This window comes from Roseobacter fucihabitans (genome assembly GCF_014337925.2).
Lineage (GTDB): Bacteria > Pseudomonadota > Alphaproteobacteria > Rhodobacterales > Rhodobacteraceae > Roseobacter > Roseobacter fucihabitans.
In genome coordinates, this window is record NZ_CP143423.1 from 1,383,538 (window position 1) to 1,404,023 (window position 20,486).

The 20,486-nt window shown below is 56.6% G+C and carries 24 protein-coding genes and 1 pseudogene; 9 read left to right on the forward strand and 16 right to left on the reverse strand.

Annotated features, from left to right (window positions below):
- Positions 1-13: 13 nt before the first annotated feature.
- Together ROLI_RS06900 and ROLI_RS06905 are read left to right on the forward strand one after the other, a co-directional pair.
- A complete protein-coding gene (locus ROLI_RS06900) occupies positions 14-841 on the forward strand; it encodes a phosphodiesterase (protein WP_187431637.1) in 828 nt (275 codons plus the stop codon).
- A complete protein-coding gene (locus ROLI_RS06905; protein ID WP_187431638.1) occupies positions 838-1,620 on the forward strand; it encodes a phosphodiesterase in 783 nt (260 codons plus the stop codon). Before ROLI_RS06900 ends, ROLI_RS06905 begins: the two co-directional genes overlap by 4 nt.
- Before the next feature lie 547 nt (positions 1,621-2,167).
- Here the strand turns inward: ROLI_RS06905 and ROLI_RS06910 are convergent.
- Positions 2,168-2,566, reverse strand: a complete 399-nt coding sequence (locus tag ROLI_RS06910) for a RidA family protein (protein WP_187431639.1) — start codon at positions 2,564-2,566, stop codon at positions 2,168-2,170.
- Between the two features lie 77 nt (positions 2,567-2,643).
- On the opposite strand from ROLI_RS06910, the gene ROLI_RS06915 reads away from it, so the two are divergent.
- The 3 genes from ROLI_RS06915 (at position 2,644) to ROLI_RS06925 (ending at position 4,264) form a co-directional block, all read left to right on the forward strand.
- Entirely contained in the window at positions 2,644-3,237 is a 594-nt protein-coding gene (locus ROLI_RS06915) for a TetR/AcrR family transcriptional regulator (protein ID WP_187431640.1), read from the forward strand.
- Positions 3,234-3,893: a hypothetical protein gene (locus tag ROLI_RS06920; RefSeq protein WP_187431641.1), complete on the forward strand. Its 660-nt coding sequence runs from the start codon at positions 3,234-3,236 to the stop codon at positions 3,891-3,893. The genes ROLI_RS06915 and ROLI_RS06920 overlap by 4 nt, the downstream gene beginning before the upstream one ends.
- 209 nt (positions 3,894-4,102) lie before the next feature.
- Positions 4,103-4,264 (forward strand): hypothetical protein, encoded by a 162-nt coding sequence (locus ROLI_RS06925; RefSeq protein WP_187431425.1) that lies wholly within the window; start codon positions 4,103-4,105, stop codon positions 4,262-4,264.
- 14 nt (positions 4,265-4,278) lie between these two features.
- Here the strand turns inward: ROLI_RS06925 and ROLI_RS06930 are convergent, their stop codons facing one another.
- The 13 genes and pseudogenes from ROLI_RS06930 to ROLI_RS06990 all read right to left on the reverse strand — a co-directional run bounded on the left by ROLI_RS06930 (position 4,279) and on the right by ROLI_RS06990 (position 15,384).
- Entirely contained in the window at positions 4,279-5,472 is a 1,194-nt protein-coding gene (locus ROLI_RS06930) for an IS91 family transposase (RefSeq protein ID WP_187431424.1), read from the reverse strand.
- Between the two features lie 10 nt (positions 5,473-5,482).
- Positions 5,483-6,370 carry a site-specific integrase gene (locus ROLI_RS06935; protein WP_187431423.1) on the reverse strand — a complete coding sequence of 296 codons (888 nt, stop codon included), beginning with the start codon at positions 6,368-6,370 and terminating at the stop codon, positions 5,483-5,485.
- Positions 6,371-6,838: 468 nt separating this feature from the next.
- The gene (locus tag ROLI_RS06940; protein WP_262386656.1) at positions 6,839-7,159 is read right to left on the reverse strand and encodes a pyocin activator PrtN family protein; all 321 of its coding nucleotides are present in this window, start codon (positions 7,157-7,159) and stop codon (positions 6,839-6,841) included.
- 110 nt (positions 7,160-7,269) lie between these two features.
- Positions 7,270-7,518 carry a DUF2274 domain-containing protein gene (locus ROLI_RS06945; protein WP_187431837.1) on the reverse strand — a complete coding sequence of 83 codons (249 nt, stop codon included), beginning with the start codon at positions 7,516-7,518 and terminating at the stop codon, positions 7,270-7,272.
- Entirely contained in the window at positions 7,518-8,744 is a 1,227-nt protein-coding gene (locus ROLI_RS06950; protein ID WP_187431836.1) for a TrbI/VirB10 family protein, read from the reverse strand. Before ROLI_RS06950 ends, ROLI_RS06945 begins: the two co-directional genes overlap by 1 nt.
- Positions 8,741-9,403 carry a conjugal transfer protein TrbF gene (gene trbF / locus ROLI_RS06955; RefSeq protein ID WP_262386655.1) on the reverse strand — a complete coding sequence of 221 codons (663 nt, stop codon included), beginning with the start codon at positions 9,401-9,403 and terminating at the stop codon, positions 8,741-8,743. The genes ROLI_RS06950 and trbF overlap by 4 nt, the downstream gene beginning before the upstream one ends.
- Positions 9,387-10,562, reverse strand: a pseudogene (locus tag ROLI_RS06960) (conjugal transfer protein TrbE); the annotation flags it as partial. The pseudogene ROLI_RS06960 and the gene trbF, both read right to left, overlap by 17 nt.
- A gap of 3 nt (positions 10,563-10,565) precedes the next feature.
- Positions 10,566-10,835: a VirB3 family type IV secretion system protein gene (locus tag ROLI_RS06965; RefSeq protein WP_187431834.1), complete on the reverse strand. Its 270-nt coding sequence runs from the start codon at positions 10,833-10,835 to the stop codon at positions 10,566-10,568.
- Positions 10,835-11,167, reverse strand: coding sequence for a TrbC/VirB2 family protein (locus tag ROLI_RS06970; RefSeq protein WP_187431833.1), 333 nt, complete (start codon positions 11,165-11,167; stop codon positions 10,835-10,837). Before ROLI_RS06970 ends, ROLI_RS06965 begins: the two co-directional genes overlap by 1 nt.
- Positions 11,167-12,147 carry a P-type conjugative transfer ATPase TrbB gene (gene trbB / locus ROLI_RS06975; protein WP_187431832.1) on the reverse strand — a complete coding sequence of 327 codons (981 nt, stop codon included), beginning with the start codon at positions 12,145-12,147 and terminating at the stop codon, positions 11,167-11,169. The genes ROLI_RS06970 and trbB overlap by 1 nt, the downstream gene beginning before the upstream one ends.
- Before the next feature lie 405 nt (positions 12,148-12,552).
- Positions 12,553-13,587: a serine hydrolase gene (locus ROLI_RS06980; protein WP_187431831.1), complete on the reverse strand. Its 1,035-nt coding sequence runs from the start codon at positions 13,585-13,587 to the stop codon at positions 12,553-12,555.
- A gap of 140 nt (positions 13,588-13,727) precedes the next feature.
- On the reverse strand, positions 13,728-14,558 hold the full coding sequence (locus tag ROLI_RS06985; protein WP_187431830.1) for a MipA/OmpV family protein: 831 nt from the start codon (positions 14,556-14,558) through the stop codon (positions 13,728-13,730).
- Positions 14,559-14,688: 130 nt separating this feature from the next.
- Positions 14,689-15,384, reverse strand: a complete 696-nt coding sequence (locus ROLI_RS06990; RefSeq protein WP_187431829.1) for a hypothetical protein — start codon at positions 15,382-15,384, stop codon at positions 14,689-14,691.
- Between the two features lie 149 nt (positions 15,385-15,533).
- Here ROLI_RS06990 and ROLI_RS06995 point away from each other — a divergent pair, with 149 nt between their 5' ends.
- A complete protein-coding gene (locus ROLI_RS06995; RefSeq protein WP_222869682.1) occupies positions 15,534-16,682 on the forward strand; it encodes an AraC family transcriptional regulator in 1,149 nt (382 codons plus the stop codon).
- Here the strand turns inward: ROLI_RS06995 and ROLI_RS07000 are convergent.
- On the reverse strand, positions 16,672-17,253 hold the full coding sequence (locus tag ROLI_RS07000) for a hypothetical protein (protein ID WP_187431827.1): 582 nt from the start codon (positions 17,251-17,253) through the stop codon (positions 16,672-16,674). The genes ROLI_RS06995 and ROLI_RS07000 overlap by 11 nt on opposite strands.
- Complete coding sequence (locus ROLI_RS07005; RefSeq protein ID WP_187431826.1) at positions 17,250-17,897, reverse strand: AraC family transcriptional regulator; 648 nt, start codon at positions 17,895-17,897, stop codon at positions 17,250-17,252. The genes ROLI_RS07000 and ROLI_RS07005 overlap by 4 nt, the downstream gene beginning before the upstream one ends.
- A gap of 319 nt (positions 17,898-18,216) precedes the next feature.
- Here ROLI_RS07005 and ROLI_RS07010 point away from each other — a divergent pair, with 319 nt between their 5' ends.
- From ROLI_RS07010 to ROLI_RS07020, 3 genes are all read left to right on the forward strand, one after another.
- Complete coding sequence (locus ROLI_RS07010; RefSeq protein ID WP_222869680.1) at positions 18,217-18,645, forward strand: hypothetical protein; 429 nt, start codon at positions 18,217-18,219, stop codon at positions 18,643-18,645.
- 300 nt (positions 18,646-18,945) lie between these two features.
- Complete coding sequence (locus tag ROLI_RS07015; RefSeq protein ID WP_338469244.1) at positions 18,946-19,800, forward strand: alpha/beta hydrolase; 855 nt, start codon at positions 18,946-18,948, stop codon at positions 19,798-19,800.
- Between the two features lie 19 nt (positions 19,801-19,819).
- A complete protein-coding gene (locus tag ROLI_RS07020) occupies positions 19,820-20,473 on the forward strand; it encodes a leucine-rich repeat domain-containing protein (protein WP_187431823.1) in 654 nt (217 codons plus the stop codon).
- The last annotated feature ends 13 nt before the right edge of the window (positions 20,474-20,486 follow it).

A 20,486-nucleotide genomic window follows, 5' to 3' on the forward strand; every position in this document is an offset into this window, starting at 1 on the left:
AAGGCTAAGGTCCATGAAGCTTGTCCATATCTCCGACATTCATTTGACGGCTCCCGGTGAACGCATGGGCGGATTGAACCCCCACAGACGTTTCGCACAAGCGCTCGACGATGTGCGGGCGCATCACAGCGATGCCACGCGGATCATCATCACCGGCGATTTGACCCACTGGGGCGAACCTGCGGCCTATGCGACACTTGTTGATGCCCTGAACGATCTACCCTGTCCCGTGCGCTTGTTGATCGGCAACCACGATGACCGCGCCGCGTTTCTCAGTGCTTTTCCGGACCATCCCAAAGACGCGTCGGGTTTCATCAACCACGCAGAAACGGTGAACGGTACGCGTCTGATCTACCTCGACACGACCGAGCCTCGCACCCATGCAGGCCATTTTTGCAGCCGCCGCCGCGACTGGCTGGAGGCCGAACTCCTACACTGCACCCATGCGCGCCTGTTCATGCATCACAATGCCATGGCCCTTGGCCTGCCTGCCGAAGACAAGATCGCTCTCGTGCCAGAAGACCGCAGACCACTGGCCGAGCTTTTGACAAAGTACCGCGAGCGCATCGACTACATCCATTTTGGCCATGTCCATGCGCCAGTGTACGGGACTTGGTGCGGGATTCCTTTCGCTGCCGTCCGCTCGACCGGGAATCAATCCCTGCCAAATCTGAAGGAGCAGGAGCTGCTGCAGGGTGCTCCAATGGCCCCGTCCTATGCCGTGATCCTTGCAAGTGACAGCGACACAATTATCCATGATATTCCCTTTACGTGGGATGGGCCGGTTTTCAGCACAGGGACCGCATGGGAAGATTGGGCCAAACCGGTTGCCGCAGAATGAAGTTCATCCATCTCACCGACACGCATGTCATTGGCGAAGGCGCGCTCTATGGCCAAGACCCGGCCGCGCGGCTGCGTGCCGCTGTGGCCTCCATCAATGCCGAACATGGCGACGCGGATTTCGTTGTTCTGACCGGTGACATGACCCATTGGGGCGACGCGGCGGCCTACGCGCGGTTTTCGCGCGAAATCAAAAACCTCACCATGCCCGTGCATCTGATGGTGGGCAATCACGACGATACAGCAGCTTTTGGCGAGGCTTTCCCAGAAACACCCCGCGATGACAACGGTTTTGTCCAAAGCGGTTTTGACACCCCGTTCGGGCGGTTTCTCTTGCTGGACACCAAGGACCAAGATACCCACGCAGGCGCATATTGCCCCGCGCGCCAAGCGTGGTTGGATCGCGAACTGGACCAAACCGAAGGCCCAATCGTCCTGTTCATGCACCACCCGCCATTCAAGACAGGCATCGCCGCGATGGACCAGATCATGTTGCAAGATGCAGAGTCCTTCTACGATGTCATCGCCTCCCACAAGACGCGCATCCGGCACCTGTTCTTTGGCCACGTGCATCGTGCGATTTTTGGCAATTGGCGCGGCATCAGCTATTCGTGCATGCGCGGCCTCAACCACCAGGTCGCCTTGGAGTTGAACGGTGCGTCCGAACGCATTGCGGCAAATTTCGAATCTCCGGCTTATGGCGTGGTACTGTTGAGCGACGATCAGGTTACAGTTCATTTGCACGATTTTGCAGATCGCTCAGAACGGTTCTTTTTGTGAAGCGACCCTATGGCCTGCGCAGTACTGGACACCCCACGCCCGAATGTTGGACTACAATGCGCTGACCGGCCGTTTGCACCCAGTCAATGTTCTACATAGCAAGCGTCTTTTGCTTGCACGCTATGATTTGATCTTGGGTGATTGGTGCTTTGTCCCTTCTGCCGTCATCGCGCACAAGTAAACCGGTCAGAAACTGGACATTGGCGTAGCTGCAGCGAATTGACTCTTCGTCCCGTGTCGTTCGAAATCATGCAATGCGCAGCGAAAGGACAGTTTGCTTTCCGGCCGTTTTTGTCCGTTTGAATGGCCGGTTTGGTGAAAACCATTGCGTCGCCGCAATTTTGGTGCTGCGCGCGCGAGGGAATGCTGCGTAAGCGAAGCTGGAAAAAACGAAAGTCTGAAGAGTCCGCATCTTACCAGTTCGTGCGCCACGCAGCGAACGGCGCTGTTTCTAGAACCGACCTTTCGTGATTTGTGTGGCGAATGCTAGGTCAGAGCCCACTTTGACAGATGCTGCGAATGTGCCGAACGGCAGCTACTTGAGCAATCAAGTGAACGATGTAAGTTTTGCGATGGCCTTGATCTCCAACAAAAGATCGGGATCAGCCAAGCAAACAACACCAATGGCGGTCCAGTTTGGAAATGGTGGATTTGGAAATACCCTCTGCTTCGCGGACGCAAACGCGTCGAAGTGTTCGTACATGTCTACGTGGAAGGTTGTGACATCGACGATATCGTTAAATCCACACCCTGCCGCCTCTAAAACGCCACCCAGATTGATAAAGGCCAATTGGAACTGCGCTGCCGGATCTTTGATCGCGCTGCCCGACGCATCGACGCCGACCTGTCCTGAAATGAACAGGAAACCGCCACTTCTCACCGCCGCTGAATATCCGTAGGCCTCGTAGTTCGCTTGTTTATCGTTTGGAAAAATCACGTCCCGCATCGTCGCTTTCCTTTCTATACAGTTGCATTGAAATAATAGCTATGCGAGTGTATTGAAACAGTCAAATGGAATGAACAATGCCGCGCCCGAAGTCATATGATCGCCAAGATGCCATCGCAAAAGCGTGCAACGTGTTCTGGGAACATGGGTTTCAGGACCTCGGCGTGCGTGAGATTGAACGACTGACTGGCCTCAACCAATTCGCCATTCGCTCTGAGTTTGGCGGCAAGGAAGGTCTCTACCTTGAAACATTGAAATACTACTGTGACGCCGCAATCACGGCGGAAATGGCTCCAATGAAACAAGGCAGCATTCCTGAAATCATCTCCTTCTTTAAGGGCTTGGTCACACCGGGATCCACGACATCCAGCGATTATGGTTGTTTGATCGTCAACACCGGCATTGAGAACGCCCGTATCCAAAGCCCACGGCTTGAAAATGCGGTGCGCTCATATTGGAATAGTCTTGAAGGCCACTTTCTGATCGCCCTTGAGAATGAACATACGGCGCAAGGCGAAGGGGCGACGTTCACACCTCATATCTTGGCCGCGTCGCTGGTTCCGGCTGTGATGGGCATTCATGCGCAAAACAGATCGCAGCGGGATCAGACCGCGGGTCGCCCTCTCGTCGATCTCATATGCTCAATTCTAAGCGGGTATCGGCCATCATGACGATCCAACCCTTCTCACCAGTAGGCGGACTCGACGGGGTCTATATTGGCCGCGCTGGAAAGCTGAACTGCATCGTTTTCCGCCTTCGAGACGGGAGTATCTGCCTTTATAGCCCTGTCGCGGGACTAGAGACGTCAGGACGTGACAGCCTTGCTAAACTGGGCGACGTGTCGATGATACTCGCACCAAATCACTATCACAACAAAGGACTGACAGGGCATGCTAACGCCTTTCCGAACGCATCATTGGTTTGTTCAAAAGGTGCAGAACCGCGTCTGAAAAAGATCACCGGGCTGACGTTTGATCCAATCGATATCCTCAAGTCGAAGTTGGCAGACAACCAGAGAATACTCGAACCTGAGGGCCTCAAGACAGGGGAGGTTTGGATTGAAGTAAGAACTCGGTCAGAGATTGCTTGGATTGTCACCGATACCTTCAGCGCCAAGCTACATTCGCCGGGCGTTTGTGCGGAGGCTCCCAGTATGCTTGGCACGTTTCCGCGCTACGGTGTCAAAGACGCTTGGGTTTTCAAAGATTGGGCCAACACACAGCTTTCCACTGACTGTCCGACCATCCTGCTGTCCTGCCACGGATCACCCGTGAAGGCTCCAGACCTCGACGCTCAGCTTATCGGCTTGCTTGCAGATGCGTTTTGAGCGCCAAGAGTAAATTCGAAAAGCAGCCATTGGTGCCATCGCAGCGAAAGCTCACTAAGTTTAAGGTTTTTCGATGCGGGCCTGTGCGCGACTTTTCGGCTTAGTGTGAGTGTGGCCCGCGTTGGGAAACATGACTAGGAGGAAGCCGTGGGGTCTGGGCGCGCGCTATGGGGGAAGCGCCAATCAGGTTCAGCCGAGGATGCTGCGAGATGGAATTGCTTGGCATCATTTCTCATGGATTGGTGCCCTTGAGCGTCTTTTTCGGAGTGGCTTGGCACCAGTTTGGGCGCATTGGACGCCATCAATTTTCCTTCACCCAAGCCGATACCAGCCCAAAACGCGATGCAGTTCGGGGAATGGTCTTTGATTGATGACGTGCGCCCCGTCATGCTGCGGCCTTTCTGGGTGGTGCGCGGGATTGTGGTCTTTGGCCCCGCCGGAAGGTCTCGATGATGCGCATTTTCCCGCCGCAGCCGGGGCATGGGTCTCGCAGTGTGAGCGGGATGACCTCGGCGACTGGTGGGTCATCCTGTTTGGCGGTTTGTGCGCCAAGTAAGGTCCGAGCTTTTGCGATGTTAGCCTTACGGGTCGAACTGGCGAGCAGGCCATAATGGCGGATGCGGTGGAACCGGTCCGGTAGCACATGGATCAGAAAGCGGCGGATGAACTCTGATGTGGAAAGGTGCATGACGGATCGCCCGTCACCAGATTTGAAGCGATAATCTTTCCATCGGAACGCAACGGTGTTGGCATCGGCACTGATCAAACGGCTGTTTGAGATGGCGATGCGGTGCGTGTAGCGGCTGAGATAGGCGAGCACGGCTTCGGGCCCGCCGAATGGCGGTTTGGCATAGACCACCCATTTGGTTTTGCGCAGTGGGGCGAGATATGCGGCGAAGGCCTGTGGGTCCGACAGCCCGTTCAGATCGCCGAAGAAGGACAGTTCACCTGCGCGGTGCAGGGCAAGCAGCCCTTCGATAAACAGCCGCCGGAACAGTCGTGACAACACCCGCACATGTAGAAAGAACCCCGGCTTGCAAGCGATCCATCTCTTGCCATCTGACGACAGACCGCCGCCTGGGACAATCATGTGGACATGGGGATGGTGCGTAAGTGCCGACCCCCACGTATGAAGGACGCTGGTCATGCCAACCCGCGCGCCGAGCCGTTTGGGATCGGCTGCAATTGTCATCACCGTTTGCGCAGACGCTTTGAACAGTAGGCCATAGACGGCCTTCTTGTTCCAGTAGGCGATACGAGCGATCTGCGCAGGCAACGTGAAGACGACATGGAAATATTCCACGGGCAGCAGATCCTCGGCGCGCGCTTCCATCCAGTCGCGCGCGGCCGGACTCTGGCACTTGGGACAGTGCCGGTTCTTGCAGCTATTGTACGCAATGTGCATGTGGTTGCATTTGGTACAGGCCGCCACATGCCCGCCGAGCGCCTCAGTTCGGCAGGCTTCGATTGAGGACATCACTTTGAGCTGGGACAGGTTGACATGGCCCTTATTGACCTGCCGCCACGCAGGACCAAACTTTCGGAAAATATCCGCAATCTCCAGTTCTGGCCGGGGCACCCGGCCTCGGTTATTCCCGTCTGCGCTTGCGGGTCTGTACGTTCAGCCTTTTGAGAGCTTCAAACGGGCTGGGCGTATCCCGGATTGTTTTAGTCGCAACATGGGTATAACGCGCTGTCGTGCTCAGCTTGGCGTGACCCAGTAAGACCTGAATCACCCGCACATCCGTTCCAGCCTCCATAAGATGGGTGGCAAAGCTGTGCCGCAAGGTATGCAGCGTGGCTGGCTTTGAAATACCAACCAGATGTTTGGCCGAGTTGAACGCCCGACCCAATTGCCTCGACGTGACCGGATTGATCTTCGGCTTGCCCGGAAAGAGCCATCCCTCGGGGCGCGCTTCGCACCAATAGTCACGCAACAAGTCCAAGAGATCGGGTGACAGCATGACCTTGCGGTCCTTGCGCCCCTTGCCTTCATCGACATGGATTAACATCCGGTCACTATCGATATCGCTGACCTTGAGATTGCAAACCTCAGATGCCCGCAGACCCGCACCATAGGAAATACTTAGCGCCGCCCGATACTTCAGACCCGGGCCGGGTGCCGCAGCAAGAAGCTCCGAAACATCTTCGATACTCAGCACTGTTGGCAGCCTGCGTGGCTGCGTGCGGAACTGCATGTACTTCTTCATGTCTTCACGGTTGCAGGTTGTACCGAACAGGAACCGCAGCGCCATGATCCGCGCGTTGAATGTGGGCGGTGTCACTTCCGTATCGGTCATATGCAACTGATACGCCCGAAGATCATCTGGCGTGGCGGTATCGGGCGAGCGCCCAAGAAAACCAGAAAAGTGTTTGATCGCCCGAATGTGCGCCTTCTGAGCCTTGTCGCCCATCCCGTGGATGCGCATGTCTTCCATCATCCGCTCCCGAAGCGGGGTCATCTTCTCATGTGTCATGGGGAACTCCTGTCCGTTGATTGAGAAGCCTCAATCGTCAGACAGGTTCGTTAAATCTCAAAATCCACACGGCTAAAGTCAGCGCACAACACCCGCAACAATCGCCATTGCCGCGGCAGCGGCTTCGTCCAAGTCCGCACTCTGTGAATTCGACGGCTGGTCCTCGCTGCGATCTGCATGAATGACCGGTTTTTACGCTGCATGGCGGCACTGAAGCTTACGCTCATGCAGCATTTTCGGTGCTGCGTGCGCGCGCAGCAGGAAAATCGAATTTACAGAATGGGCTCTTTCCAGTTATTCGCCGCAAGTTAGATCAATGACCGCTTCCCTTGGCGATCTTGCCACCGAGGAGATGCACGCGATTGAATACGCGACCGCTCTGCCTGCGCCGGCGGTCAAGGAAATTGTAAGTCAGCGGCGTTGATCGGAAAATTCGCGATGTATCTAGGATCGCCGTTAGCCTCGACTTCAGGACCGTTCTTGAAAAGCGCGGGCTTCTGACAAGGCCAGCGCTCGTCGCCTGTCCAGATATTCCGCAAGGTCCTGAATGTGGATGCCCCGGGCGCTTTTCTGGCTTTTCTCAGAACGAGTTAGCGGCAGATCGATGTCTCCTGAACCGATCTTGCGCAAGAATTTTGCCAGTGTCAGATGCGAGAAGTAGTCTTGGCAGACGGTTTCTGCAGGCACAATTGCGCGGGCGTCATATTGCGCCATCAAAAGAAAGAGTGTGTTCATAGCTGCCTCGCAGATCAGGGTATCTGCACCAAAATCGGCTGGAATCAGGCGCAAATCAACGGGAACAGGCGGTGGGCTTCGGCGGCTATGTGGTTGTTTCGTCGAGGATAGGTCACCATAGCGAGATGTGGCGTCGTAGAATGACTTGCCACAGCTGTGTTGGCTTATCCCTCAGCCGCCGAATTGCGCTCCTTCGGTACTTCTCGTCGCAGTTTCGCGAAGCCTCGATCTGTTGCCATGAAACGCTCTACCATCGGGCCGATCAGTTTTGTCGGTTCCGCAACCGTCTGGCCAGTTTGATGTTCAAGGACTTTGGCGTAGGCAACAAGATCGCGGTGGACTTGGGCTGGCAGTTCCACGGTCAGTTTGACCGGTTTGTCGTCCGACAAAGCGCCCAGTTTCAATTTGGTCATCAGTGACCTCCCTGTGGTTGGAGTATGAGATCGCGGGTCACGATCACGCGCACGGGGAACCCCGGCCGGATCGTGAGGGTTGGCGGAATATCAATCTGACGACGCACAATCTCGCGGCCTGCATCACCGATCGTGTCCTGTGCGCCGTCGCGGATGGCGCTGGCGATTGGATCATCATCGTCCGCTCCTAACTCGGCACTGATGTTGAGCAGTGTCGAGAGCGCGGCGGCCCTGAATACACCGCCCCAATGGTGATCGACGCCGTCCTCAAGGCCTGCATAGCCTGCGCTATCCGCTCCTGGCTGTCTTTCAAGAACAATGGATTGGCCATCGGGCAGGATGATCCGGGTCCAGACGAGCAGGATGCGACGTTGGCCGAAGCCGACGCCATTGTCATATTCGCCGATGAGGCGGGATCCTTGCGGCAGGAGGAGATAGCGGCCCGAGGGGCTGTCATAGACGTTCTGGGTCACTTGAGCGACGATCTGGCCGGGATGGTCAGAGCGAATGCCGGTGACGAGGGCGGCGGGAATGATGGACCCGGCCTGAAGGACGTAAGGCGAGGCGGGTGGCCGGAGGGATCGTGGGTTGTTGGATGCCGGTGGACGCGGTTGGACGCGGCCTGGCGGATAGGACCAGGCGACGGAGGGCATGTAGGAGGCCTCATTGGCGCGCAGTTCCAGCAGATAGGTGCGCCGGTCGGTATTGATGACGAGATTGGTGAAAATGTCCGGCCGAGTGGGTTTGACGAGGATATGGACGCGGGCGGTGCGCCCGTTGCCGCTTTCGGTGTCGCCGATGATCCAGCGCGTCGTGTCTCCGGCCGCAATCGGCCCTGCGCCGGTCAATTGCTCGCCGGGTTCGAGCGCGATGTTGGTGATCTGACCGGGGGCTGCATAGATCTGGTAGAGTGCGCCTTCGCTGTAGGGGAAGACCTGGATCGCATTGTAGTAGCCCTCGCGGCGGGGCTCTACCCGGGCGGCCGCATTGGCATTGATGACGCGAGCCTCTGCGGTGGCCGCATCCGTGTCGCCGCCGCGCGACGGGGTCCAGGGCGGTGGCGTGTGGATGGCTCGCAGCGGTTCTTCTACCACGGGGGGCGGAGGCGTGGGCAATGCGGGGACATTGCTGTCATAGTCGATTTCGGGCGGTGTGTAGGTCGCGCAAGCGTTGAGCAGGAGAGAGGCCGTCAGGGTGATGGGAATAGTGATGTTTACGCGTTTCATTGCTGAAGCTCCCGTGACCAGTTGATGGCGTGGACGTAGATGCCGAGCGGGTTTTGACGGAGCCGTTCGGCGCTGCGCGGTGGCTGGACCGAAATGGTCAGGATCGCTGTCCAGCGCTCGGTCGCGGCAAGGCTGCCGTCCTGATAGCGCCGCTCGGTCCAGGCGATGCGGAAACTGTTGAGCGAGGCGCGGATGACGCTGGAGACATCGACTGAGATTTGAACCTCGCCGACCCGCGCGAAAGGATCGTTGGATCGAGCATAGTAATTGAGCGCCATCGCACCGCGATCGGTGGTGAACTCGTAGGCGCGTAGCCAGTTCTGACGCACAACGATAGGGTCGGCCGGGATCGCGCGGACCCGTTCGATGAACTGCGCAAGGTGATATGCGATCTGCGGGTCAGTCACCTCGTAGTCGGCACTGGCGGGGGCGACGCTGCGGGCCTCGCCTAGCTGGTCGACCTCGACGATCCAAGGCACGACCGTGCCTTGCGCGGATTGCCAGACGAGACCGAAGGCCAGTGCTGCTGACAGAAACAGCGATCCGAAAGCCATCAGACGCCAGTTCTTTGCTTGCACGCGGGCCGAGCCGATGCGGTCATCCCAGACCTGTGCCGCCTTCTGATAGGGGGTCTCGGGTTCCGGGGTCTTGGCGGACATTGGCGTAGACATGGCCGGGTAGGGATCCCAGCCAGGCTTCGACCGCATTGGTGGTCTCAGCAATGCAGGTAAAATCGCGACCCTGAATAACCTTCTCGACAAGCCGCAGCTTTTCGTCGGCGATGCGTGGCTCGGCGTCCCAGACCGTGACGGTTGCAGTGACATAGGCTTCGCCGATCAGATCGGAGCCGAGTTCCTGTAGGGCCGCGTCGGCATCCATCGCCTTGTTGTGCGCATCAGTATCGAGGAGCGCCGAGGTCTCGTTGGTCATGATTTCTTTGAGAATGGCGGCGATGGATTTGCGCTTGGCAAACCATTGACGCCGGATCTTTGAGAGGAGCCGCGCGGCGTCGGTCTTATCGAGCATGATCGCGCGGGTTGACCAGCGATAGGGGAAGGCCAGCCGGTTGAGGTCATCGAGGATGCCGGGCGTTGTTGCGCTTGGAAAACCCGTGATCGTCAGGATGCGCAGGTGTGCGTTCCCCAGCATCGGTTCCAAACCCGCAGTAAGCGGCTGATCAGCAAGCAGCGCGTCAAGATGCATTGGTACCTCGGGCACGCGGACGCGCTGCACTTTGGTCGAGATCGCTGCGTGCAGGTAGGTCAGCGTCTCGGCATCATCGAGCCACATACACTCCGGCATGAAACCCTCAAGGAGCTGCAAGACGCGGTCGGTGCGGTCGACAAAGCCCGCTAGCGTTTCGCGCGCATTTGCTCCGCTCTCACGATTGCGTCCCTCATACAAAAACCGTTCTGCCTGTGCGGCCTCTTCAGCAGGCGGTAGATACAGCAACGTCAGGAAATACCGCGACTCGAAGTGCGCGCCTTCCTCTTCGAATTGCGCCTTGCGCTCGGTATCGACCAGGGCCGAGGCCGCATCGGGAAACTGGCCGTCGGGATAGGAGAGGGCCGGGACGCGCTGCGCCTCGACGAACACCGCCCAACCCGAGCCGAGCCGCCGCAGTGCGTTGTTGATCCGGCCCGCGACCGCGACCAGTTCGGCGGGCACTGCACTGTCGAGATCGGGACCACGAAACTGTGCAGTGCGCTGGAAGGAGCCATCTTTGTTCAGGACAACGCCCGCGCCGACAAGCGCCGCCCAAGGCAGAAAATCGGCCAGATGAGAGGATTTACGACGGTATTCGGCGAGGTTGATCATCGTTCACACTCCGAGATGGCCGGGGATGCGCAGATGGCGGCGCACCACATCGACAAAGAGCGGATCGCGCTTGGCTGCCCAGACGGCGGTGAGATGACCTGCGATCCAGATCAGCAGACCGACCAGCCAAAGCTGCAAGCCAAGCCCGATGGCGGCGGCAAGCGTGCCGTTGAGGATCGCGATGGAGCGCGGCGCGCCTGCCAGAAGGATCGGTTCGGTCAGAGCCCGGTGGACGGGGATGACAAAGCCGGGGATGGCGTCAGGATCGAGCATCAGATCACTGCCCCGCCGCCAAAGGAGAAGAATGACAGGAAGAAGCTCGACGCGGCGAAGGCGATGGAGATGCCGAAGACGATCTGGATCAGCCGCCGCGCACCACCGGAGCTGTCGCCGAAGGCGAGGGTCAGGCCGGTAATGATGATGATCATTACCGCGATGATCTTGGCGACCGGACCTTCGATGGACTCGAGGATCGCCTGCAGCGGCGCCTCCCAGGGCATCGAGGAGCCTGCCGCCCGCGCGGGGGAGGCCAATGTCAGCGAGACCAAGGCAGAAATGCAAAGGGCGTCGAATGCCTGGCGAATGGGTTTTCCATGGACGAACATCAAGGGGATCCTTTGCTGGTGTCGGTTGCTGGGGACAGACGATAGTCACCGTTGGAGTCGAGGCCTTCGACGTGCGCCAGTTCAGAGAGGCGGCGTGCGGGTCCGCGCCCCGACAGGACAGCGACAAGGTCAATCGTTTCGGCGATAAGCGCACGCGGGACAGTGACCACGGCTTCCTGAATGAGCTGCTCCATCCGGCGCAGGGCACCAAGAGCGGTCCCGGCATGGATTGTGCCGATGCCGCCAGGATGACCTGTGCCCCAAGCTTTGAGGAGATCGAGCGCCTCTGGACCGCGCACCTCACCGATGGGAATGCGGTCAGGCCGTAGACGCAATGAAGAGCGCACGAGATCCGAAAGAGAAACCACACCGTCCTTGGTGCGGAGTGCAACCAAGTTCGGAGCGGCGCATTGCAATTCGCGAGTATCTTCAATCAGGACGACGCGATCCTCGGTCTTCGCGACTTCGGCGAGCAGTGCGTTGGTGAGAGTTGTTTTTCCCGTCGAGGTGCCTCCTGCGACGAGGATATTCAGGCGTTCGGCGACCGCTGCTCGGAGTGTTTCCGCATGCGCGCCGGACATGATCCCCGATGCCACATAATCGTCGAGTGTGAAGACGGCGACAGCGGGTTTCCGGATGGCGAAAGTCGGTGCGATGACGACCGGTGGCAAAAGCCCTTCAAACCGCTCACCGGTCTCGGGAAACTCGGCAGAAACGCGCGGGCTACTGGCGTGGACCTCGGCGCCGACATGGTGGGCAACTAGGCGGACAATCCGTTCGCCATCGGCAGCGGAGAGGCAATCATCGGTGGCGCAGAGCCCCTCTGAAAGCCGGTCGATCCAGAGCCGTCCATCGGGATTGAGCATGACTTCGACGATTTGCGCATCGTCAAGATATCGGGCGATCGCGGCGTCGAGCGCGGTCCGCAACATGCGACTGCCGCGTAAAACCGCCTCTGAGTGTTGTTGTAAAACGGTCATGCTCGTCCTCGGTTGGAGGGACGTCACATGACGGCCCGGTATCGGGGACGATTAAGAGAACTGGAATTAGGGGTATCGCAACAGTGTAAAAGGCGTAGTAGCACTCCGGCGAAGAAGGACAGGGAAACGGCGGTGCGGCCCAGCAGATTTAGAGAATAGCCTCGATAAAAGGGTGCACGTTTCGGTTAGTAGTCCTTCGTGACTATTGCGGCGAAGGCCCGGATCGAGCCCTTAGCGGAAGTATTGAATAGTCGCTGCGCGCGCTCGCAGCAAGAAGGGCGCTGCTTCGTCATAGATGCGGCCGATGCAATGCGGTAAAGGAAGCAGCCATTCATTCAACTTCCAAGGACCCGGTCAGGTCGTAAGCATAACAGACAATGAGATGGTGCGCCTAACACGGGGGCTCTATTCTATAGCTGCGAACAGATCGTTTATTGCCTGGTCAGGGTTACACTGTTGCAGTTGCATTCTCGACCTCAAGCCAGCAGCTACACCCCGGTTCGACAAGATTGTGACAGCAGCGTTTGCGGCGGGACAGATATAGAGCGACGATGTCGACCCTGCGGTGCCTCCGTTGTGAAACAGCATGCGCGGCGCATTGGCGTTCACTTTGATGGACAACCACCCAAGACATTGTGCAACTGGCTCTGTTGCGCCCCGCGGCCCCAAACACAACTCTGGCTTAACACTTTGGCAGATCGCGCGATCTAGTGGCGTCACCGGATTGACCAGCGCACCTATGACGGCATTTGAAAAACGCCCCAAATCCCGCGCAGTCGACCGCAAGCATCCTGCCCCGGCAATGGCTTGGAATGTCCATGGTGTGACAGCTTTGTCTCTGGTGTTGAAAGGCTGCATGAATCGCGCCTGCTGTGACACAGTCAAATGTGATGACGTATCAACCAGCCCAAGAGGCGCAATCACCATTTCAGTCAATAACTCTTGAAAGGGCTTCCCTTCGCTTATTGCTAATGCTTCGCCTAAAAGGCCGTAACCTAGATTGGAATATGCATGCCGCATGCGGCGGGGTCGTTTCGATCCTTTGTGCCTATTGAACCAAGCAAATAGGTCACCTCTTGAGAACGTCGCATAGGGATCATCGGGTAGGGAAAAAATCAGTGCCTTCCATAGCGGTACGTGAATGCGTGGCAGACCGCTCGTATGCGTGGCCAACGCCCGTAGTGTGATCCATGACGGGATATCTGACAACTCTTTTGCCAAAGCGTTTATCGGCCGGTTCGCGTCAATCTTTCCTTCTTCGACGAGAAGGGAAAGCAAAAGTGCGGTGAAGACCTTTGTGATTGATCCGATCTCGAAGATCAGGTCTTCGGGCGGGGTGCTTTGGGCATGATCAACTTTCCCTGAGGCGGTGACGCTCATTTCGCCATTATGCACGATATTGGTAACAAGCGCCGTCGCACCACCGCGATAAGGCGCCAAGATCCTCTCGGGGAGTGCGTGTGTCGGATGCGGCATCGTTGTCTTTTCTATCGGCTAAGGACAGCAAGATAGCTTCGTCTTGTGTGTGTCGCGACCAGACCTAAAAGTCCGGTCGCTGGCGTGTCCGTGACTAAGTTTCATCAAAAGGTGTAGTTGATAACAAGTCCGGCTGTCGTTTGCTCGTCCGACCCGCGTTCTTGTACGATCGAAGAGTCGCCGACATCTCCGGTGAGTTGGTCAAATGCGGCAAAGCCGACAAGCGCCACATTCTGATTAAGCGGCACATAAGCGGACGCGTGCAGTCCGTATGACATGATGCCGCCGTCTGCATCATATTCGCTGATGCCAGAGGCTGCGGATTGTGCAGCCGAGACGTCAAAGAATGTGCTCGCATAGCTATCGTCCGAAAAGCTGACCGTCGGGCCAAACGAGATGACAGATTGCTTGCCAAACAGCGCAACCGGGGCGTTGTATATGACGTCAAAGTCGCCAACAACACCGTCATGACCACCATCGACACCTTTGCGTAGCGCCAGCTTGGCTTGAAAATTCCCGTTGGTGTATTCAACGTATCCACCGATTTCGGCTGTTTCTTCGATATCGCCTAGCCCTGCGATTTCTGACTCTGCGACCTTGGACAATTGCAGGTCATGATCGGACGGGCTGTCTTCGCGGCCAAAATCATATGTCAAAACCGCGCCAGCCGTTAGGTAATCGTCTTTGTAGACGTCATATGACACCCCATCGAGCAACGAGATGTTGAGACGATCTCCGATCGCAACAGAGATGTTGGGGAACGCGTAGACCGAAGTCTCGCCACTGCCAAGAAACGATGGCGCAGAAACTACGCCGCCCGATATGGTGAAAAAGACGTCGTGTCCGGCGAATGTGTCCTCTGCGGCGTCTTGCGCCCAAAGACTGGCGGGCAGAATGACCATCATGGTCGCGGCGATTGTTGTAATAAGTTTCATAGTCTTCTCTTTTGTAGTGCGCAGCATTGCGCGTTGGTGGAATTTAAGGGCTCAATCAGATCAGCCTTTCGTCGGAATGATTTCGGGACGTTCGGTGCCTTTGGTCGCAACGGCCTGCCGGTGGCGCACATCATGGCCGCGTCAGCAGCGGGCGGCGATTTGTTCCAAAAATGATGCGAAAAAGCCAGAACAGCATCAGCAGGATAATTGTCAGCTCAGGCAGTGAAAGAATGCCACTGTCGCGCACGGCCTGCGGGTAAATGCTGGCACCTGGCCCCGTGAACGCCGAGCCCGCCGCGATGAAAAACCCTAGACACATACGCCACAGGTGCTGTGCGATCCGGTGTCTGTCAGACAGGGTTTTGCGCAAGACAACGACAAGGTCGTTGACCAAGGCGATGCCAGCCATACCCGCCAGAAAAAAGTAGTCAGCAGCAGCAAACCCGCGCAGCGTTTGTTCGGGCAGGGTCAGAGCGCAAGCTCCGGCAGCGACCAGACCTGCGGTATTCAGAAAGTTTACGCACCCGACGGCAACGAACGAACGGTTGCGATGCTCGCTGCGTCCTCTTGCCAGCAACCAACCGCTCAGGACCAAAGTCACCCCAAGCACGCCAGCATGGAAAGTGATGAAGAAGGTTTCAATCTTAATCAGGCCAAGGACCGCACCAAGAAACGACGACAGCCCCATACATAGCGTAAAGACGCGACCCATGTTGATATGTGTCCGCGCGCCCTTTCGGACGGCAAGCGTGATCGCCCCCATAACAACGGCGATGCCTCCCGAGGTGACATGGGCGACGGTGGTGATAGTGATAAAGACAAACATTGGGGCTCTCTGGGGTTGTTGAAATTTGAACCCTCAGTGCGCCAGAAATGTCAGTCTGTCATCCGCGCGGGACGGCGCGTACAATTTTGTATGTGTGCATCAGTGTTTCGCACATTGATGCGGGTAAAGAATTGGGCTTATCAATCGGTATGCTGAACGATGGAACCATAGCCTTATCTGCTGTCTGCCTGGGGCTGGCACTGGCGGGCGCGATGTCGGCCGTTCGCGGCACACAGGACGCTCTTGGACGGTTTTATCTGACACTGGTCTTTGGCGTGTTCGGCGGCATCGTTTCCATGCCGCTCGTTTTGATGTTCGCCCCATCGCTGTACGGCTTTTACTTGCCCGCTGTTTTTGTGCTGTTCCTCATTTTGCCGCCCGCCGTCTTCTATTATGTGGCGGCCAAGACGGCTGAACTCCCACCTTCGGTGCTGCGGTGGCGCGACTTCATACTGCCAGCCACAGGCGGCATGGTGATGATTGGCTACTGGTTGCAGCCTGCCCAAGCCAAGACCGCGATGTTTATTGCCGGGGATTTGCCAGCGGGTATCGTGCCTGCAACGCTGGTTTTGGTCACGTTCATCCTGATTTTCTGTTGGGTGGTGGCATCTTGTCTTTATCTCGTCGCGACACTTAGGCGATTGCACGAATACCGGTCTAGACTTCGGTCGCTTTATTCGAACCTTGGAGATCGTGAATTGCGTTGGCTGGACTGGTTTGTGGTGTCCCTTGTTGCCTTATGGGCCGCGTCTGCATTCACTTTTGTTGCGGACAATACAGGGTTTGATCAGGTCGTGGTGCAGGAACTCATCTACATCCTGACGGCCTGCCTGTTGTTGTTCGTGGTGGCCTTTGCATCGATTGCATCCCCAGAAACGGTGATCGAAGAACCTGTGCTTCCAAACGACCCGTCTGAGCCGAAGTATGCGCGATCTGCGCTAACACAGGCGCATGCAGAACAGCTTGCGACACGGATTAGATCGGCCATGACACAAGATGCCTTGTATCTTGATTCGAACCTCTCTTTGCAGAAACTGTCGCGCCATGTGGGCGCATTGCCCAATCAGGTTTCGCAAACGCTGAACGAGCAAATCGGATCGACGTTCTTTGACTTTATCGCACACCACCGGATTGAGGCTGCGAAACAGCTGATTGTTGGGGGCGCGGCGAATTCATTGACGGTGTCCTTGGATGTCGGTTTCAACTCGCGCTCGACATTCTACAAAGCGTTCAAACGCGAAACGGGCATGACACCCAAGGCCTACCGGGACACAGCACAGACACGACCTATCGATTGATAAGTGTCTCTTTGTAGTCAACGCCTGCCTTGTGAATTTCGGCAACAAGCCACGAAAGCGTCACACCTGTATACGCCATAAGCTGTATTTCCGTCCCGTCCCTGAAGTGAACCCAGTACTCACGTATGTCAGTTTTCTCGTAGCCGGTGATCGTGCGAAACTCCACCGAAGCTATGTTCGACAGCTTTGCCTCGAACCCCACTTCAGGCCCAAATGGGTGCTGAGGAATTTTCCACAGCAATGCATCATATGTGAGACGAAAGTGCCATTCCCCCGATGAATTTATGGCACGAAAAGACAAAACAACGGCTTTGAGTATGTTGAAGACTCCGGCCCCAATGAGAGCCAATCCAACAAACACCCAGGCGTCAGAGTTCTCGACCGCACTAAAAGACATTTCAAAAACAAAGCTGTCCGGCAGCAACCACAACCCCAAGCCTATCAAGGCTATGCCCATGATTGGCACGACCAACATGTATTCGAAAATGCGCCTGCGCACTTGTTTTCGAATATCAAAGATCGGATCAGATGGATTTTGCGTCTCTGTGTGCGCCGACGTCCGTTTGTTCATTCGGACAGCGGCAAAGGCGGTATGCTGGGCAGCGTCACAATACCCGCTAAGCCGGACAACCCCGCTGTTGGCGTCACGCCAAACACAGAACTAGCCGTTCTTGCAAGATGCGCCGCATCCGCAAAACCGGTCTCAATACCCACAAGGCCGATTTGCGCGCCTTGGTGCGCACTGCGGGTGGCTGCAACGATCGCAGCCCATATTTTGAACCGGCGAAAGGTTTGTCCCGTAGTGGCCTTGAAGTGTCGCAAGGCCTGCGTGCGTTCCAGACCAAGTGCATCGGCAAGATCCGACTGCGACATGCGGGTAAAGGGGTCTGCATAGAGTTCATGGACGATCTTCATGATGTCTGGATCAGGCGGAGAGTTGTCGGCGTTTAGTAAATCACGAAACGCCGACAAGGCCGCGTGGTCTTTGGCGTCAAACGCATCAGGCAATGCGCGCCATTCGGGCGGAAGCTTTGTAAATGCAGACCGCCCTGCAGCCATTTGAACGCCATCAAGATAGACAATCTCCGCACCGCCATCCGGCACCGTTACACGGTGTGGCACGCCTGGTTTAACGCTTACAAATTGCGCCGAAATCCAGTCGTGATTATCAGACACGATCACGGGGCGTTGCCGCCCGACGATAACGCAGGTCATCAGGTTTTGGTGCAGCGATAGCTCATGTGAATCTACCGAGAACCGATGGTTTTGAAAGCAATAGACAGGGTTCGACATCGGGTGTTCTCATGTGGTGGCGCGGGGGGTGCTCAACTTGATATCTGCCAGCGGGGTCACTGTTTCATCGCTGTGCTCCAGCCTCAATAGTGGCAGCGCAAATGTCACAACTTGTTTGCACGTTTCTTCAATCTAATCCCACCGGAGCCATGCCACTGTCATCTTCATGCCAAGAGTTGACCCTACCACCCTCAGCCAATCCGCTCTTACTGCTGTTGCGGCACGCTAAATGCAGGCACGCATGCACCGCATTGCAGCCGGCATATTCTGGTGCAATGCGCTTGCTATGCTCGCGATCGGCCTCGCGTTCGTGACCGCAGACAGGTTCTTTCCTTTTCATGGCGATGTCATCCAAATGGCTTGGTCAGGCCTCGAGCTACCCTTTCAGACTCTGTATCTTGGCATGATGCGGACAGAGGGCGCTGGATATCTTGCAACGGCTTTGGCTTTGGCCATTTTGTTGCTGATCCCCTTCAGACAAAATGCGCGGTGGGCAACGTGGGCCATTGTATCGATCGGGATCGTTGAACATCTGCCAACCTTTCTTGCGACGCTTCACGTGGCACGGACAACAGCTGCGTCACCGCCCTGGATCGCAACTGGCCTGCTGATGGTGAGCCTCGTTTGCGGCCTTATTCTTGCTCTGCAAAAGTCGGACAGCAATTCCTGATACATTGCACGTTCCTTCAAGCGAAAATGTGAAAACTGCGGCAGGTTAGGCGGCACGATAGTCCACTCACGTAACACACGACGCCCCTGATCGCCTATAAACTGCCAAGGTTATTTTGCCTTGGCAGTTTATCCTGCCCCACAGGCACACTTGATCCGAGCTCAAGCAGATGGCGTCAGTGCTCTTAAGTTAGGCCCCGCTATGAAACGCCTCATTCTCAGATCGTTGGTAGGACTGTTTGCCATTGTGCTTGTCATCGCAGTGGCTTGGACCACGGCGCCCATAAAGGTGGCCGGCGTTTTGTTGAAGCTAAACAACCTCTCCGCAGGCCTGACAGCGAAATCAATCGAAACGGAAGCCGGCACGATCCACTATCTTGAGGGCGGGGAAGGTGAGACGATCTTGTTGATCCACGGGATTTACGCTCGCAAGGAACATTGGGTCGAAATGATGCGCCACCTTGTCAGTAACTACCATGTGATCGCAATCGATCTGCCGGGTTTTGGCAACAACGCGCGTTTGCCTGTCGGGGATTATGCACTGGACCGGCAGCAAGTACACTTGCGTTCAATTCTTGACGCGCTCGACCTCGCGCAGGTCCATATCGGCGCAAATTCAATGGGTGCTTACGTGGCCACGTTGTTGGCACATCAGCACCCCGAACGGGTCGCCAGCATCGCCTTTATCGGAAGCCCGCTTGGGGTATCGACCCCGATCCAAAGCGATATGGATCGTGCCTTGGCCATTGGCCATAAGCCATTGGTGGTGCGCAGCGAGCCCGACTTTGCGGCGCGCCATGACTGGCTGACGCCAAAGATGCCCTATGTGCCAGGGCCGATATTGCAAAGTTGGATGGCCGACGAGGTCAGCACTGCAGATCACAACGCGCAGGTTTGGGCTGCGGTGCATGACCAATCGTCCGTGCCCACGGTGTTGGAACTAGCGCCCGCACTGGCCATGCCCTCCCTCGTGATTTGGTGCCAGCCTGACCGGATTTTCCATGTCAGCGGTGCACGTGTTCTTGGTGACGCTTTGCCCGCCTCCACACGCGCGACGCCTGAAAACTGCGGTCACTTACCTATGCTAGATCAACCGACCCAAGTGGCTGAAATCTATGTGCATTTCTTACAATCAGCAGCGCTGACAACACCTTAACTGGAGGGCGATCTAACAAATGCGCAACATCATCATTGTCGTTAGTCTTGCACTTCTTGCGGTTGGGGCCTTTCAATACCCGTCATGGCACGCATCGCGAACACAGCTTGCTATCGCAGAAGATCGCGTGCGCGAAGTCATCGAGGCTGGCACGAACAGTGTTAATTTCAGCGACCTTCCTGCGTTGCGCAGGTTGCCGGCCAACATTGGTGATGTTCCCAATCTGGCCTATCTTACGGTACGTGAAACCAGCTTAAGTGACTTGTCGGGGATCGAGGGCATAAACACGCTTCAACACCTTGATCTCAATATGACTCATGTGTCCGATCTTGCGCCTCTTACGGGATTACCCAACCTGCGTCTGGTTCAACTACACGACACATGGATAGAAGACGTGAGCCCGCTCACGACACTGCCAGCGCTAGAGCGGTTAGATATTGGCAAAACACAAATCGCATCACTCGAACCGATAACCCGCATCGAAAACCTGCAATGGCTCAACCTTTATCGCAGTCACGCACTGGATGGGTCGCGTGACCATTTGGAAACACTCGATAGGATCGTGTTTCTGGATATTTCAGGCGGCACGGCGTACCGCGATAACTACCGCCCTGGCTGGCAATTCAATTTTGTTTTGCAGTTAAACCGTTACAGGAAAAGGTTCGGGCTGTAATTGGCGAATTTCG

Excerpts from the sequence above, each read along its gene's own strand:
- ROLI_RS06900 (WP_187431637.1), top strand. The coding sequence starts at position 14 with ATGAAGCTTGTCCATATCTCCGACATTCATTTGACGGCTCCCGGTGAA.
- ROLI_RS06905 (WP_187431638.1), top strand. The coding sequence starts at position 838 with ATGAAGTTCATCCATCTCACCGACACGCATGTCATTGGCGAAGGCGCG.
- ROLI_RS06910 (WP_187431639.1), bottom strand. The coding sequence starts at position 2,566 with ATGCGGGACGTGATTTTTCCAAACGATAAACAAGCGAACTACGAGGCC.
- ROLI_RS06915 (WP_187431640.1), top strand. The coding sequence starts at position 2,644 with ATGCCGCGCCCGAAGTCATATGATCGCCAAGATGCCATCGCAAAAGCG.
- ROLI_RS06920 (WP_187431641.1), top strand. The coding sequence starts at position 3,234 with ATGACGATCCAACCCTTCTCACCAGTAGGCGGACTCGACGGGGTCTAT.
- ROLI_RS06925 (WP_187431425.1), top strand. The coding sequence starts at position 4,103 with ATGGAATTGCTTGGCATCATTTCTCATGGATTGGTGCCCTTGAGCGTC.
- ROLI_RS06935 (WP_187431423.1), bottom strand. The coding sequence starts at position 6,370 with ATGACACATGAGAAGATGACCCCGCTTCGGGAGCGGATGATGGAAGAC.
- ROLI_RS06945 (WP_187431837.1), bottom strand. The coding sequence starts at position 7,518 with ATGACCAAATTGAAACTGGGCGCTTTGTCGGACGACAAACCGGTCAAA.
- ROLI_RS06950 (WP_187431836.1), bottom strand. The coding sequence starts at position 8,744 with ATGAAACGCGTAAACATCACTATTCCCATCACCCTGACGGCCTCTCTC.
- trbF (WP_262386655.1), bottom strand. The coding sequence starts at position 9,403 with ATGTCCGCCAAGACCCCGGAACCCGAGACCCCCTATCAGAAGGCGGCA.
- ROLI_RS06965 (WP_187431834.1), bottom strand. The coding sequence starts at position 10,835 with ATGCTCGATCCTGACGCCATCCCCGGCTTTGTCATCCCCGTCCACCGG.
- ROLI_RS06970 (WP_187431833.1), bottom strand. The coding sequence starts at position 11,167 with ATGTTCGTCCATGGAAAACCCATTCGCCAGGCATTCGACGCCCTTTGC.
- trbB (WP_187431832.1), bottom strand. The coding sequence starts at position 12,147 with ATGACCGTTTTACAACAACACTCAGAGGCGGTTTTACGCGGCAGTCGC.
- ROLI_RS06985 (WP_187431830.1), bottom strand. The coding sequence starts at position 14,558 with ATGAAACTTATTACAACAATCGCCGCGACCATGATGGTCATTCTGCCC.
- ROLI_RS06990 (WP_187431829.1), bottom strand. The coding sequence starts at position 15,384 with ATGTTTGTCTTTATCACTATCACCACCGTCGCCCATGTCACCTCGGGA.
- ROLI_RS06995 (WP_222869682.1), top strand. The coding sequence starts at position 15,534 with ATGCTGAACGATGGAACCATAGCCTTATCTGCTGTCTGCCTGGGGCTG.
- ROLI_RS07000 (WP_187431827.1), bottom strand. The coding sequence starts at position 17,253 with ATGAACAAACGGACGTCGGCGCACACAGAGACGCAAAATCCATCTGAT.
- ROLI_RS07005 (WP_187431826.1), bottom strand. The coding sequence starts at position 17,897 with ATGACCTGCGTTATCGTCGGGCGGCAACGCCCCGTGATCGTGTCTGAT.
- ROLI_RS07010 (WP_222869680.1), top strand. The coding sequence starts at position 18,217 with ATGCACCGCATTGCAGCCGGCATATTCTGGTGCAATGCGCTTGCTATG.
- ROLI_RS07020 (WP_187431823.1), top strand. The coding sequence starts at position 19,820 with ATGCGCAACATCATCATTGTCGTTAGTCTTGCACTTCTTGCGGTTGGG.